This is a genomic window from Variovorax sp. W1I1 (assembly GCF_030815625.1).
Lineage (GTDB): Bacteria > Pseudomonadota > Gammaproteobacteria > Burkholderiales > Burkholderiaceae_C > Variovorax > Variovorax paradoxus_C.
In genome coordinates this window covers 2423772-2439065 of the sequence record NZ_JAUSWZ010000001.1, presented here as the reverse complement: position 1 = coordinate 2439065, position 15294 = coordinate 2423772, and the positions used below count along the sequence as shown (strand labels likewise).

9 protein-coding genes and 1 pseudogene are annotated in these 15294 nt (G+C 64.4%); 5 read left to right on the top strand and 5 right to left on the bottom strand.

The window, feature by feature from the left end; translation table 11 throughout:
* Complete coding sequence (locus QFZ83_RS11565) at window positions 1-672, bottom strand: Crp/Fnr family transcriptional regulator (protein WP_307506288.1); 672 nt, start codon at window positions 670-672, stop codon at window positions 1-3.
* Between the two features lie 155 nt (window positions 673-827).
* Entirely contained in the window at window positions 828-1568 is a 741-nt protein-coding gene (locus tag QFZ83_RS11560) for a Crp/Fnr family transcriptional regulator (RefSeq protein ID WP_373423541.1), read from the bottom strand.
* A gap of 527 nt (window positions 1569-2095) precedes the next feature.
* On the opposite strand from QFZ83_RS11560, the gene QFZ83_RS11555 reads away from it, so the two are divergent.
* Window positions 2096-2869 carry a YoaK family protein gene (locus QFZ83_RS11555; protein ID WP_307506284.1) on the top strand — a complete coding sequence of 258 codons (774 nt, stop codon included), beginning with the start codon at window positions 2096-2098 and terminating at the stop codon, window positions 2867-2869.
* Window positions 2870-2893: 24 nt separating this feature from the next.
* On the opposite strand, the gene QFZ83_RS11550 is transcribed toward QFZ83_RS11555, so the two are convergent.
* Window positions 2894-5266 (bottom strand): phosphoketolase, encoded by a 2373-nt coding sequence (locus tag QFZ83_RS11550; RefSeq protein ID WP_307506282.1) that lies wholly within the window; start codon window positions 5264-5266, stop codon window positions 2894-2896.
* A gap of 354 nt (window positions 5267-5620) precedes the next feature.
* On the opposite strand from QFZ83_RS11550, the gene QFZ83_RS11545 reads away from it, so the two are divergent.
* Together QFZ83_RS11545 and QFZ83_RS11540 are read left to right on the top strand one after the other, a co-directional pair.
* Entirely contained in the window at window positions 5621-8152 is a 2532-nt protein-coding gene (locus QFZ83_RS11545; RefSeq protein WP_307506279.1) for a chemotaxis protein CheB, read from the top strand.
* Window positions 8153-8190: 38 nt separating this feature from the next.
* Window positions 8191-8793 (top strand): PAS domain-containing protein, encoded by a 603-nt coding sequence (locus QFZ83_RS11540; protein ID WP_307506278.1) that lies wholly within the window; start codon window positions 8191-8193, stop codon window positions 8791-8793.
* 249 nt (window positions 8794-9042) lie between these two features.
* Here QFZ83_RS11540 and QFZ83_RS11535 read toward each other — a convergent pair whose 3' ends face one another.
* Window positions 9043-9852, bottom strand: a complete 810-nt coding sequence (locus tag QFZ83_RS11535; RefSeq protein WP_307506277.1) for a response regulator transcription factor — start codon at window positions 9850-9852, stop codon at window positions 9043-9045.
* Between the two features lie 1056 nt (window positions 9853-10908).
* Between QFZ83_RS11535 and QFZ83_RS11530 the strand changes: the two genes are divergently transcribed.
* Window positions 10909-12033, top strand: coding sequence for a HAMP domain-containing sensor histidine kinase (locus QFZ83_RS11530; RefSeq protein WP_307512692.1), 1125 nt, complete (start codon window positions 10909-10911; stop codon window positions 12031-12033).
* Window positions 12034-12099: 66 nt separating this feature from the next.
* Here QFZ83_RS11530 and QFZ83_RS32740 read toward each other — a convergent pair.
* A pseudogene (locus QFZ83_RS32740) lies at window positions 12100-12186 on the bottom strand (hypothetical protein); the annotation flags it as partial.
* A gap of 300 nt (window positions 12187-12486) precedes the next feature.
* Between QFZ83_RS32740 and QFZ83_RS11525 the strand changes: the two are divergent.
* The gene (locus QFZ83_RS11525) at window positions 12487-15237 is read left to right on the top strand and encodes a diguanylate cyclase domain-containing protein (RefSeq protein ID WP_307506275.1); all 2751 of its coding nucleotides are present in this window, start codon (window positions 12487-12489) and stop codon (window positions 15235-15237) included.
* Window positions 15238-15294 lie beyond the last annotated feature (57 nt).

The following is a 15294-nucleotide window of genomic DNA, read 5'->3' as shown; positions in this document are numbered from 1 at the left end:
CTATGCGATCAGATGCGCATAGCTGCGCCGGTTGGCCCGGTAGCAGTCGCATGCCGCGTTTTCCAGTCCTTCGCGGTCCGTGATGGTGATGACCCCCCGGCGATAGTCGATGAGCTGGCGCGTGTGCAGCGCCGTGGCGGCATTGGTGATGCCCACCCGGCGCACACCCAGCATGCGCCCCAGCACTTCATGGGTCAGCGCAAGGTGCGTGGAATGCGCGCAATCCTGCGTCGTCAACAGCCATCGCGCCAGGCGCTCTTCGATCTGATGGAAGCGATTGCACAGGCCCGAGCGACCGAATTCCATCAAGAGCACGCATACGTAGCGGTTGAGGATGCGCTTGAGCATCGTGTTCTGTTCCAGTTCCTGTGCGAACGATTGCGCCGTCAGGCGCCACGCCTTGCCAGCGCCCTGCACCAGCGCCCGCAGCGGCGCGCTCTGCACATCCAGCGACAGTTCGTAGCCCAGGGCGCCCTCGTTGCCTACCATGCCGGTTTGAAGGCCGTCGTGGCCATCCGCGGTGGACACCAGCGAGACAAAAGCGCTGGTGGGAAAGTGGATGTGATGAATGACGTCCCCCGGCTCGTAGAGGATCTGGGCCGTGACCAACTCCACGCTGTCGCATCTCTCGAGCAGATGCACCCTGTCCGCGTGCGGCAGCGCTTCGAGCAAGCGATTGAGGACGGGGCGGGTCGGGGCTGATGTCACGGAACCGCTTGTTGGAGAAAACCAGCGCGGAAATGCGCAGACCGGGCGCATTGTTGCCGACGACTCGGCTCGCGTCTGTGCGCAGGCGTACCAAGAGCGGCCGCCAAGCCGCGACGGAATCAGGCCGCCAGCGGGCGCGGCAGCAGGCGATCGGTCTCCCGCTTCACGACCTCGTAGCATTCGCACACCTGCTTCTCCAGACCGGGGCGGTCCAGCACCGTGATGTGTCCTCGCGCATACCTGATCAGATTCAGGCGCTGCAGCTTGCCGGCGGCCTCCGTCACGCCTTCGCGCCGCACGCCGAGCATGTTGGCGATCAGCTCCTGCGTCATCACCAGTTCGTTGCCGGGCAGCCTGTCCAGGCTCAACAGCAGCCAGCGGCACAGTTGCTGCTCCAGCGAGTGGTGCCGGTTGCACACCGCCGTCTGCGACATCTGCGTGATCAGCGACTGGGTGTAGCGCAGCAGCAGATGCAGCAACGGCCCGCCGTTGTCGGTCAGCTGCTTGATGTGACCGGCACTCAGGCGATATGCATGGCCTGCACTCTGCACCACGGCGCGGTTGGGCGTGCTGCCGCCGCCCATCAACAGCGAGACGCCGACCATGCCTTCCAGTCCGACGACGGCGATCTCGGCCGATTGCCCGTTCTCCAGCACGTACAGCAGCGAGACGATGCAATCGGTCGGGAAATAGACGTACTGCTGCACGACGCCCGATTCGTAGAGCACTTCCCCCAGCCTGAGCGGCACCAGCTCGAGCAGCGGCATCAGGCCCTGGAGCACCTCGGGTGGCATGACCTGTAGGAGACTGTTGCGCGCCACGGCTGCATGCGTTGAAGACGAGGGCGGGGACGATGCCATGGCGGAAGAAGATTCCAAAGTGCACATCATTTTGCGGCCGATACCTTGTCGTCTGTGCGGTGCCGCACACAGAAGCCCGCAAATTTCGCATGCCAGCGTGCGCTGGCGAACGGTGCATCGAGCGCTCCGGCGGTAGCGTGGGCCGTTCAGCCACACCATGGCAACCCTGAAGAGTCGCGTACCGCCACCCTGGTCGCCCAGCGCGATGCGGTATGCGATTTGCGGATGATCGAAGGAAATCCAGATGCCGATGACATTGCTCAGTCGACTTTGCTGCGCGCAACTCCCACTCAAGATCGACGACCAAAGCGACATCGAGAAATGCGATGTGCTACGAGCCGCTCAGCTGATAGAGGCGGACCTTCCGCCTGTGCTGCACCAACGAGGGCGAACCGTTTATTCGGGCCAGGCGACGGTCATGCGTGTCACAGCCAAGGGACAGTCCGCGGCGAAACAGCACCGATAGGATTGCGGCCGCAGCCCGCTGCGCGCAAGAATGGGCTCCGCCTCCAAGGAACCGTCCACCCATGCGCAGACTGCGCTTTCTGACCAGCCGACATCGCGCCCCCTCGACGAACAGGGCGCTGGGCCTGCTGCTGGCTTTCAACGCCGGCGCGGTGAACGCGGGCGGGTTCCTGGTACTGCACATGTACACCTCGCACATGACCGGGTTCGCGTCGCAGCTGGCCGACGGGCTGGTGCTGGGCAACGCCAGGCTGCTGCTCAATGCGATGGGGGCCGTTCTGGCGTTTCTCTCCGGCGCCGCCGTGTGCGCGGTGCTGGTGAACTGGGGCCGTCAGCACCATCTGCACAGCGTCTACGCGCTGCCGCTGCTGCTCGAAGCCGCGCTCATGTTTCCCTTCGGCCTGATGGGCGCCGTGACGCTCACCTGGGTCACGCCCTTCGCGGTGCCGCTCACCGTGCTGCTGCTGTCCTTCATCATGGGCCTGCAGAACGCGGTCGCCTCCAAGACTTCTGGAGGCAGCATACGCACCACGCACATGACAGGCAACATCACCGACCTCGGCATGGAGATCGGCAAGCTCCTCTACTGGAACGGAAGGAACGAGCCCGCGGCCGCGGTCCACCACGACCGCAGCCGCATGCGCAGGGCCGGCGGACTGATCGGCATGTTTGTGCTCGGTGGCATCGTCGGCGCGCTCGGCTTCAAGTACGTCGGCTTCGTGTGCGTCGTGCCGCTCGCCGCGCTGCTGCTGGCGCTGTCGATTCCGCCCTTCATGCGCGACCTGCCGCGCAGCAGGGCCCTGCTGCGCTTTGCGAAGGGCCACGAGCGCGGATAGTCAAACGCATGGTCAAACGGACAGTCAGGCCGGGCCGCCCCATCTCCAGTTGCGGATCTCGGGCATGTCTTCCCCGTGCCGGGTGATGTAGGCCCGGTGGTCCAGCAACCGGTCGCGCAGGTGCTGCTGCACATGCCCGGCCATCTCGTGCAGGCGCGGCACGCGGTCGATCGCGTCGGCCGCCAGGTGAAAGCGGTCGAGCCGGTTGAGCACCGTCATGTCGAACGGCGTGGTGGTGGTGCCTTCTTCCAGGTAGCCGTGGACATGGAAGTTGCCGTGGTTGCGCCGCTTGTAGGTGAGCCGGTGTATGAGCGCGGGATAGCCGTGGAACGCGAAGATGACCGGCGCTTCGGTGCTGAAGATCGAATCGAAGACCGCGTCCGGCAGCCCGTGGGGATGCCCCGACGGCGATTCCAGCGCCATCAGGTCGACCACGTTCACCACGCGCACCTTCAGTTGGGGCAGCAGCGTGCGCAGCAGGTCCACCGCCGCCATCGTCTCCAGCGTCGGCACGTCGCCGGCGCAGGCCATCACCACGTCGGGCGACACGCCGGCATCGTTGCTGGCCCAGTCCCAGATGCCCAGGCCCACGCTGCAGTGCCGCTCGGCCGCCGCGATGTCGAGCCACTGCGCTTCGGGCTGCTTGCCGGCCACGATCACGTTGACATAGTTGCGGCTGCGCAGGCAGTGGTCCGCCACCGACAGCAGCGTGTTGGCATCGGGCGGCAGGTACACGCGCACCACCTCGGCCCTTTTGTTGACGACGTGGTCGATGAAGCCCGGGTCCTGGTGACTGAAGCCGTTGTGGTCCTGCCGCCAGACATGGCTGGTGAGCAGGTAGTTCAGCGACGCGATGGGGCGCCTCCACGGGATGCCACGCGTCACCTTCAACCACTTGGCATGCTGGTTGAACATCGAATCGACGATGTGGATGAAGGCCTCGTAGCACGAGAAGAAGCCGTGCCGTCCGGTCAGCAGGTAGCCCTCAAGCCAGCCCTGGCAGAGATGCTCGCTGAGCACTTCCATCACGCGGCCGTCAGGTGCGACGTGGTCGTCGCCCGGCAGGATTTCGGCGGTCGACGTGCGGTTGCTTACCTCGAAGACGGCACCCAGGCGGTTGGAGGCGGTCTCGTCGGGGCCCATGAGCCGGAAGTTGCGATCGCCGTCGTTCAGGCGCATCACGTCGCGCAGGAATTCGCCCATGACGCGGGTGGCCTCGGCGTCGACGGCGCCGGGCGCAGGCACGGACACGGCGTAGTCGCGGAAGTCCGGCAGCTTGAGGTTCTTGAGCAGCAGGCCGCCGTTGGCGTGCGGGCTCGCGCTCATGCGGCGTTCGGCCCGGGGTGCGAGCGCCGCAATGTCCGCACGCAGGACGCCGTGGGCATCGAACAGTTCTTCGGGCCGGTAGCTTTGCATCCATTCCTGCAAGAGCGCGATGTGCGCCGGCTTGTCGGCGAAGCCCGCGAGCGGCACCTGGTGGGCGCGCTGCGTGCCCTCGATCGCCACGCCGTCCACCGACTTCGGCCCGGTCCAGCCCTTGGGTGAACGCAGCACGATCATGGGCCAGCGATGCCGCGCGCCGACGCCGTCGGAGCGGGCCTGCATCTGGATGGCCCGGATCGCGTCGAGCGATGCGTCCAGGGCCGCCGCCATGAGGCGGTGCATGGCCTCCGGCTCGTGGCCCGAGACGAAGTGCGGCTCGTAGCCGTAGCCACGCAAGAGCTGCGTGAGCTGCTCGTCGCCGATGCGAGCCAGCACGGTCGGGCCGGCGATTTTGTAGCCGTTCAGGTGCAGGATGGGCAGCACGGCGCCGTCGCTCGCCGGGTTCAGGAACTTGTTGGAGTGCCAGCTCGCCGCGAGCGCGCCTGTCTCCGCTTCGCCGTCGCCGATCACGCAGCAGGCCAGCAGGTCCGGGTTGTCGAATACCGCGCCGAACGCATGCAGCAGCGAATAGCCGAGCTCGCCGCCCTCGTGGATGGAGCCCGGCGTCTCCGGCGACACATGGCTCGGGATGCCGCCCGGGAACGAGAACTGCGTGAACAGCCGCTGGAGGCCCTGCTCGTCGCGCGAGATGTGCGGATAGACCTCGGTATAGGTGCCCTCCAGGTAGGTGCTGGCGACCACGCCCGGCCCGCCGTGGCCCGGCCCGGCAACGAAGATCGCCTCCAGGTCACGCGCGTTGATCGCGCGGTTCATGTGCGCATAGATGAAGTTCAGGCCCGGGGTCGTGCCCCAGTGGCCGAGCAGGCGCGGCTTGATGTGCGCAAGCGCGAGCGGCTCGCGCAGCAGCGGGTTGTCCATCAGGTAGATCTGCCCCACCGACAGGTAGTTGGCGGCACGCCACCAGGCGTCCAGCAGGGCGAAACTTTCGGGGGGCGAGTGGGCGGTGGGGGTCATGTGGGGAGTTCCGATGAGGCGATGCGGCAACCAGGCGTGCGGACGCTTGCGATGGCAGGCGTCGTCTTGGATCGAATGTGCGCGCACGGTGCCCATCGGTCTGTGCGACTTCGTACAGACATGGTGCGCCGTGCACTCGGCGACCGCTTCGCACCGAGCTCCCCCGCGACGACCGAATGAATGCTCTCGTGGCAGCCAACGGTTCGCTGCCAGCGCGTGGGTCCTCGAAAAACGCGGCGAAGCTTGTCGCCCGGGCGAGCAGCATCCCGAGCCGATCCGCCTGGGGCCCGACATCCGACTTCCGCAGCGCCGCACTCATACTCGCACATGGTTCTGAATTCGGTCTTTCCCCCCTTGAGCCTGGCGCCCCGGAGCATTCGCATCGTCGGGGTAGGCGCGTCTGCGGGCGGACTGGAACCGCTGGGACAGTTCGTCGCCGGCATCCCCGCCTTGAGCGGCCTGGCTTACGTGGTCGTTCAGCACATGGATCCGAGACACAAGGCGTTGCTGGGCGAGTTGCTGCAGCGGGTCACCTCGATGCCCGTACATGAGGCGCGCAACGCACAGCGAATCGAGCCCGACACTGTCTATGTGATTCCCCCTGACTCTGAACTTACCGTCGGCGGCGGCGCGCTGCACCTGGCCAAACCGCCACGGTTGCGCGGGAGGCGCCTGCCGATCGACGTTTTGTTCAGCTCGTTGGCCAGAGAGCTGGGTGACCGGGCCGTCGGCGTCGTTCTGTCGGGGATGGGGGATGACGGCACGTTGGGTCTGCAGGCCATCAAGACGCAAGGCGGCCTGACCCTGGCGCAGCAACCCGACTCGGCCCAGTTCGACGCGATGCCGAAGAACGCGATCGCAGCGGGCTGTGTCGACATCGTCGCACTGCCCGGCGAGATGCCGACACGTATCCTTGGCATCCCGAGCGCTCTCGCCATGACCGATGAAGGTGTGCCCGAGCCCGCCGGCAGCGCGGCGGCACTGAGCCACATTCTCGGACTGTTGCACGCGCGCACCCGGCACGACCTCGCAGACTACAAACCCAATACCCTCGTGCGTCGCATCGGTCGCCGCATGGCCGTCCACTCCTTGCACACGATGGCCGACTACGCAGCTTTTCTGAATGAAAACACCCAGGAACTGGACCTGCTGTTCAAGGAGATGCTCATCGGCGTCACCGCCTTCTTTCGCGACCCGGACATCTGGAAGGACCTCAAGGATCAGATCCTGCCTGTCCTGCTTGCGCGCCATGCCGCCCCGGGTGCCCCTACCCTTCGCGCCTGGGTTGCCGGTTGCTCGTCCGGCGAGGAAGCCTATTCGCTGGCTATCGCCTTCGTTGAAATCCTTGAAGCGATGCCCCAGCACGCGAGCTGCACGCTGCAGATCTTTGCGACCGACCTGAGCTCAGACGCGATCGCAACTGCACGCAGCGGGCGCTTTGCTTCAGCGATCGCCCAGGACCTGACGCCCGAGCGGCTGGCGAGGTTCTTCACGGAACGCCCCGACGGTTATCAGATCGACAAACGCATCCGAGACATGGTTCTGTTCGCCCAGCACGACGTGATCCTCGACCCGCCATTCACCCGACTGGACATCATCTCGTGCCGGAACCTGATGATCTATTTCAGCGCGGTCCTGCAGCGTCGTCTGATTCCGCTGTTTCACTACAGCCTGCGCCCCGGCGGCGCCTTGTTGCTGGGCAACTCGGAGACTGTCGGGCGCGCTCAGGCGCTGTTCATTCCGCTGTCCCCGAAATCGAGGCTCTTCTGGCGCAGCGAGAATGCAACTGCCGTCGACGCCGTGGTCTTTCCGACCCGCCGACGCCCGGCCGCGCGTTCTGCCGCGCAGGAGCTCACCTTGGCCGCCTTGAATTCTCCCCCTGCCAATCTGCAATCCGTGGCAGACCAACTCATCCTGCAGACGTTCTCGCCTCCTGCGGTGCTGGTCAATGAAGACGGAGACATCATCTACATCAGCGGGCGCACCGGCCGCTATCTGGAGCCCGCCGCCGGCAAGGCGAACTGGAATATCCATGTGATGGCGCATCCTTCCATCCGCACCCCACTGGCAATCGCCCTGAGGACGGCCTCTCAGGACAGGAGCTCGGTCGAATTGCGGAGCCTGGTGCTCGATGACGAGCCGGCAAGCGTCGTCGACATCACGGTGCATGCGGTGCTGCAGCCGCCGTCGCTCGACGGCATGGTGATGATCGTCTTTCGCGATGCGGCGTCGGCATCCCGACGTCGCAGGCGGCGCACCCGGGTGAAGGGCGTTGCGAACGACGATGTCGAAGACGAGCTCGTCCGCGCGCGCGAGGAGATCCGGGCGCTCCGTGAGGAAACCAAGTCATCCCATGAGGAACTGCAGGCTGCCAACGAGGAGCTGCAATCGACGAACGAGGAACTGCAGTCGGCCAACGAGGAGCTGACGACCTCCAAGGAAGAGGCCCAGTCGATGAACGAGGAGCTTCAGACGATCAACGGGGAACTGCAGTCCAAGCTCGACGATCTGGCATTGGCCCAGAGCGACATGCAGAACCTGCTCAACAGCACCGACATCGCCACGCTGTTCCTTGACAACAACTTCAACGTGCGGCGCTTCACTGAGCAGATGGCCCGCGTCGTCCATCTGCGCGAAGGCGACATCGGCCGCCCTTTGAGCGAACTGGCGAGCACCTTGATCTATCCGCAACTGCATGCCGACGTGAAGGAAACAATGCGCACACTCGCCTTCAGCGAGAAGCAGATCGCAACGACCGACGAGCGTTGGTACACCGTGCGCATCATGCCGTATCGGACCTTGGCCAACGTCATCCAGGGGGTCGTGATCACGTTCGTGGACATCACGGCCGCAAAAGTACTCGAATCGAGCCTTCGCAAGGGGTAGAGTGGGCATCTGTCGCCGTTTCTCTGCAGAAAGCTGCCATGCCTGATCACCTCGTCAAAGCAACACCGCGGGGCGATCTTCGGCTTCGAGCCGCGAGCCGATTGGAGCGGACCGGCGGAGCCGCCGGAGCCAAGAGTTCGGCCGCCAAGGCGACCGATGCGCTGGCCGTGCTGCACGCGTTGGCGTCGTCTCCCGACACTGCGGCCGATGCGCTTGCCTTGCTTCACGAACTGCAGGTCCATCAGGTCGAACTGGATCTGCAGGCCGAGGAGTTGCGCGAATCGCGCGCGGAGCTCGAAGTTGCTCTGCGCCGACAGGTCGAACTCTATGACTTCCACCCGGTTGGCTGCTTCTCCTTGGACCGCACACTCTTGATCCGGGAAGCAAACCTCAGGGGCGCGAGAATGCTCGGGATCGAGCACGACGAGGCCCGTGGACTGCCGATCGACACATTTTTCACAACCGACAGCCTGCGCGCGTTGCAGCACTTGATCGCCAAGACAGGCCGAGGCGGATATGCCTCCGGCACGCTCAGGTGGCGCGATGCGAATGGGCTCGAGCCAGCGGTCCGCGTCGAAGTGAGCCCTGCTCCCTCCGGGGACGGGTGCTTTGTTGCCCTGATGAACATCGAAGACATATGAGGGTGGCCGTGGCAAGCGGCGGATCTGTCGCGCCCGGTTGCGTGAGCGGGCCGGGCGTCGGCACGGCGGTGCACTGAATTGCGAGCTCATGCTGGCGTACGCGGCTTTGAATTCCATTGACTCACCAAACGCCATGTGGCGCGGGAAGATGCCACGCTCCAAGAAGGCCTCGCCGAAGGCAAGTCCGGCCGTCCAGGGGGACCCGAAGCGTCCCACCGGAAGGGTTGCGGAACAGGGCTCGGCGCGGTCCTACAACAGGCCTTTCTGCGTCGCGAAATTCACTGCCTGCGCTCGCGTGTGGACATGCAGCTTGCGGTGGATGCTCTTGATGTGGGCGTGAACCGTCTGGGGGCTGATGGTGAGCTGGGCCGCGATGTCAGCACTGACGTTCCCGATCGCGACAAGTCGCAACACCTGGCGTTCTCGTGGTGACAGCGATTCGTCGCTAGCCAACGGGCGAACAGCTGCGGCGGCCGAAGGCGGATGCGGATGCGGATGCGGATGGTGCAGTCGGGGGAGCAACTGGCGGATCATCGTCGCGGTGACCACGGCTCCGCCGTTGACCACATGCAAGACGGCGTGTGCGTAGCTCTGCAGCCATGCGTTCTTGGCCAAATAGCCGGAGGCCCCGAGCTCCAACGCACGCAGAGTCTGGGACTCGTCCTCGCGCGCAGAGATGGCGATGACTTCAGGTGCGCTGCGATGCTTCCTGGCCTCTTCGATCAGTTCGAAGCCGCTGCCATCGCCCATACAAACGTCCACCACCAGCACATCGAATTCGTGCTCCCTCAGAAGCCGCCGCCCCTCCCGCACCGTGCTCGCCTGGCCGTCGAGCTGGATGCGGATATCGCACAGCAGTTCCTGAGCGATCACGCATCGGATCGACGCATCCGGGTCCACCAGCAGAACGCGAACCGGTTTGGCGTGTTGCCCCGCGCGACTCGGCCACGGACACGCTGTTGCGGGTGGCGTGGTCAATCCGTCGAATTGCCTCCGGCCCGAATAATCTTGCGTGAGAGTTTCCTTTGCGGTCGACAAATCAGCGCACTCGGCTTCCATTTCGCCCTCCCTTTGTAACAAAACGAACATTGGACGGCGCACAGTAAGTCATTTGTCATCGGTTCCGTCGATTCCCCCCTACATGTTTGCTTTGGTTTCTTTTTGTATTGAATTAATTCAATAGACTCGGCATTCGGCTCTGCAAATGTGCGGCGGCGCACAGACGTCGTCTCCCGGAAATCGCCCGGTGCGCGTCATCGCGAGGCGCTTGTGCGATCAGCGACACCGGCGGAAGTACCGGGTGGACGGCATTGGATCCAGGTCGCATTCCGCCTCACGGAGAACGGCTCCTCTGGCTGAAAGTCCCCGCAGCAACGCTGCTTTCTTGGGACCGCTTCAGAGTTCAAACCCCGACTCCGTCGCAGCGCAGCGCTCACGGCTGCTGAAGACAGGCGGCACGCGCCTTGAATGCGAGAACGACGGCGCAGCCTTGCGAAGCCACAGGCACGCCCTTCACAATGCACCGCAGCATCCCGCCTGCTGCCTCCGAGAGCGCAGGGCCAGCATCGTGCGCAGGCCGGCGGAACCGGTCGGAACATGGACTGCATCGATGCCACGCGTGCGTCGTGTACGCGCGCCCGCAGAAGCGCTATCGGGAGGACGTTGCCGCCTACTTGAAGCACGCGCGGCAGGCCGGGGCTCCGACCATCCTATGGCTCGCATCGGGCTGGCGCCGGGGGTCCCGGGCGACATCGATCGCTTCATCGCGCATCTGGAAAAGCATCGGGTCGCCGATGTGGCGAACCGGTCGAGAGGCTTCTCGAGGCCATTCAGATCCTTTCGCGCCAACCGCTGATCCGTCGCCCCGCCCCAGGTGGAAAAGCGCGAGCTGATCATCGGCGACGGCAACCGCGGCGTCGATGACATACGGTTCCCGCCCAGCGACCGCTTGTCCGGGTGCTCCTAAACCGCCAGGACCTGCGCCGATCGCATCTCGCATGTGCGACAGCGCACAGACAGATCTTCGCGGAGCAGCCGAGGATGAACGATTCGCCGTCTACTCGGGCAGGCGGTATTCATTGAATGAACGAGGCGAAAGCCATCAAGGTCCGGAGCATGCGCAACTTTCTCGCCAACAACCGAGAGGACCTGATCTCGCGCTGCAAGGCGAAGGTCGCACAGAGGCCTCGGCGCGCCGCCACTGAACATCAGTTGGTCAACGGCATCCCGTTGTTCCTCGAACAGTTGATCAGAACACTCGCCGCCGAAGAGAGCGACAAGCCTGCCGACAGCATCAGGATCTCGGGGCCGTCTGGCGGGGACTCGCTGAGCCTGTCGGAGATGGGAGTCAGCGCCACAGCCCATGGCAAGGAACTGTTGAAGCTGGGCTACACCGTGGACCAGGTCGTCCACGACTATGGCGACTTGTGCCAGGCGATCACGGACCTGGCTTTCGAACGCGACGCTCCGTTCGCCGTCGGCGAATTTCGGACGTTGAATCGCTGCCTGGACAACGCCATTGCGGATGCCGTCACCGAATTCAGTTCCCAGCGAGACACTCAGATCGCCCGCCAGCAAACCCTCGATGCCACCGAGCGTTTCGGATTCCTCGTCCACGAATTACGAAATGCATTGGGTACGGCGACCCTTGCGATCCACGCCCTCGAACTGGGCAGCATGTCCGTGGGCGGCGCCACCGGTGCCGTCCTCAAGCGCAGCCTGTCGGCAATGAGCACCCTGATCAGCCGGGCGCTCGCCGAGGTGCGCAATGGTCTGCCGGAGCAGCGGCAGACCTTCTCCCTCGCCGCGTTCATCAGGGAAGCCGAGACCGCCGCACAACTGGTGGCAAACGCCGCGGGGTGCGCGTTCGAGGTGCCTGTGGTGGATCACCTGCTGGCGATCCGAGGGAATCGTGAACTGCTGCTTGCCGCCCTGGCGAATATCCTGCAGAACGCTTTCAAATTCACGCATCCTCACACCGCCATCGCGTTGAAAGTCCATGCGCTTGGCGAACACGTGCTGATCGAAGTCGAAGACCACTGCGGGGGGTTGCCGACGGGGAGCGCCGCCACGATGTTCGCGCCCTTCAATCAGCACAGCCACGACAGATCGGGTCTGGGTCTGGGCCTTTCCATTGCCCGCCAGAGCGTGGAGTCCGACTTGGGCACTTTGACTGTCCGGGATATGCCAGGCATCGGTTGCGTTTTCACGATCTGTCTGCCGCGCCACGCCCTCCCCTGAGAGCAATCGCCCTCGTTGCTCGAGCCTATTCGGCCAGGCGCTGCACCAGCCCTTCGCGCTGACCTGCTGTCCAGCAAATGGGGCGCAACAGCCGTGGCCGTGGCCGTGGCCGTGGCCGTGGCCGTGGCCGTGTGATGCAAATCGTGTCTGCACACGATCTCTCGCGTCAGATATCGGCGAAATCCAAGGCGGTGCTTGGCATTGCAGCGCTGCGAAGCCGACAGGCGCGCGGCACCGATGCCGACCATCTCCCCATTGGGCGAGGCTTGATGATCTTGCGCAGGTGCGCGCAGATGTGCCCGACTGCGGTGGTCGTGTAAATCACCCGCGCACCGCATAAAGGCGCATGATGCGGCGCAGGCGGACTGTAATGCTAAAGACTACTCCTCTCAATGACTCGGAGCCTTGGTTTGCGATCGGTATACCTGCATGGCAGGCCCTTTCCTCATCCACATGAGCCCCTTCATCGCGTCGCACACTCGGCGTTTCGGTTGGGAACGACTGGCCCTGGGCGGTTCGCTGGTGCTGCTGGGCGTCGTACTCTCCATCGGGATGTACGTCGAATACATGGCGCTGACAACGCAGGAGGGGGAACGCCTGCAAAGTCAGGCGCGTGTCATCGACGAGAACCTGGTCCGTCAACTGGAAGGCGCGAACAATGCGCTCAAGGGCGTGCGTGACGAGGTCGAACGCTCCGGATCGAGGGGAAATGATGCGGTCACCTCGGAACGTCTCAAGCTGTTGAGCGACGTGATGCCGGGGGTCCGCACCTTGGCGGTCGTGGACAATCGCGGTGTCATCGTGGCCTCGAACCGCACCGAATTGATGGGCGTGAACTCAAGCCGGCGAGACTTCTTTGTCACACCCCGTCAACGGCCGGACCGGGCGGTGCTGTACCTGTCGGCGCCGTTCACATCGCCGCTGGGCCCCCGCGTGATCGCCCTCGGAAAAGTGCTGACAGGCACGCAGGGCGAATTTGCCGGTGTTGTCGTAGCGACGCTGGACCCCGAGTATTTTCAGGTGGTGCTCAGGTCCGTGCTCTACGCGCCGGACATGCGTGCAGCGCTTGCACACGGCGACGGCGAGGTCTTCGTCAACATGCCTGTCAACGCGCAAACACTCGGCGTGAATCTGGCACAACCTGGCTCGATGTTTACCTTGCATCAGCAGAGCGGGCAAGTCGCGACGCTGATGACCGGAAGGGCCGTGACCGCCGGAGACGATCGCATGAGGGCGATGCACACGCTCAGCCGAGCCGACCTCCGTATCGACAAGCCCATCGTGGCCGCAGTCAGCCGCGATCTATCAGCCATCTATTCGCCTTGGCGCGACAAGGTCCTTCGGCGCGGAATTTTCTACGCGGTTCTCGCGCTCGGCCTGAGCTTGGGCCTTCACTTCAGCCAGCAGCGACGAAGGGAGCGCGATCACCTTGCGGCGGACGCCGCCAAGGAGCGGCAAGAGAGTGCTGAGCGCCTGGAACTCGCCCTGCAAGGTGCCGACCTGGGGCTTTGGGATCTGCACGTCCCCAGCGGCGACTTGGTCGTCAACTCGCGTGAGCGGACGCTCCTTGGCTTTTCAGAGAACGACCCGCTGCCGCTGGCCGGTGCGTGGAGGAATTTGATCCATCCTGATGATCGTGCGATCGTCGACGCGGCGATCTTCCCGCATCTTCGCGGGAAGGCCGCGGCGTACGTATCCGAGTATCGGATGAGGCACAAGGACGGCCATTACATCTGGCTTTCGGCCCGGGCGATGATCGTCGAGCGCGACGCCAACAACCGGCCGCTGCGGCTCGTCGGCACGCACCTGGACATCACCGAACGCCGCCGCATGGACGCCGAGCTTGTGAATGCCGCCGAGCGGGTGCGCGACAGCGAGGAACAACTGCGACAAGTGACCGACAGCCTTCCAGTCCTGATCTCGCGCTGGGATCCGCAGCAGCGTTTCGGCTTCGCCAACCAGGCCTACAAGGACTGGCTGGACATCGAACCTGCATCGCTTCTCGGGCGAAGCCTGCAGGAGGTCTACGGTCAAGAGGCTTACAACGACTTTCGTCATCACGTCGAAGCGGCCCTCGGAGGGAGACGGGTTGTCTTCGAACGCGAGATCGCGACACCACGTGGTGCGCGCCAGGTGGAAGTCACGCTCGTCCCCCGAATCGGGAGCAATGGGTCCGTCCAGGCGGTGTACAAACTGGTCATCGATCGCACGGCCCGTCACGACGCCGAGTTGCAGCGCGCCCGCAGCGAGGAACGGCTGAGCCTTGCACTGGAAGGCTCCGGGCTTGCCCTCTTTGACTGGGACCTCAAGGCCGACTGCATCTATCAAAGCGCGCAGGCCTCGGCGATGCGCGACGATCTCGCGTCGGATCAGTCGGCATCGCCGGCCGTGTTTCGCTCATTCGTGCATCCAGAAGATCTGGATGCGATGCAGGCCAACATGAAGGCGGCGCTGAAGGGGGCGGTGCCGCAATATCACGCCGAGTTCAGGATTCGCAAGCGTGCGGGAGATTGGCTGTGGGTGCATGCGCGCGGCCGCGTCGTGGAACGCGACACCGCGGGCAGAGCGCTTCGACTGGCCGGTACGTATGCCGACATCAACGCCCGCAAGGTTGCCGAAGAGCGACTGCGTCGTCGCGCCGAATTCGACACGCTGACCGAGCTGCCGAACCGCGCTTCGTTCATCGAGCGCCTGCAACAAGCGATGAGGCGCGCAACATCGAGTGCGCCGATGGCACTGCTCTTCATTGACATCGACAACTTCAAGACGATCAACGACACGTTCGGGCATGAGGCAGGCGACCGGTTGCTGAAGGTTTTTGCAACGACGATGCGTGACTGCACACGGCAATCCGATATGGTCGCTCGGCTGGCGGGCGATGAGTTCACGATCATCCTGGAAGGTCTGCGCGACGTGAACGATGCCACGGCGCTGGCGAGCAAGCTGCTGGAAGCGCTTCGGGCTCCAACGGTTCTCGCAGGTGCGCCGTTCGAGGTCACGGTCAGCATCGGCGTTGCCTTGTGGAAGGCAGGCGATCTCGACGACGCCGAGTTGCTTCGGCGCGCCGATGAAGCGTTGTACGAGGCAAAACGGCGCGGCCGCAACGGCTACTTCGTGAGCGACTGGTCGCCCCGATTTGACACGCGGCACGGCGACCGGGCCGAGTACCAGGACCGAGTCGCTTCGTCGACCTCGGCAAGATAGAAATGCGCAGCCTTCCACGCAATGGCGACTCGAAGGTGGCGACTCGAATGTCGTTCA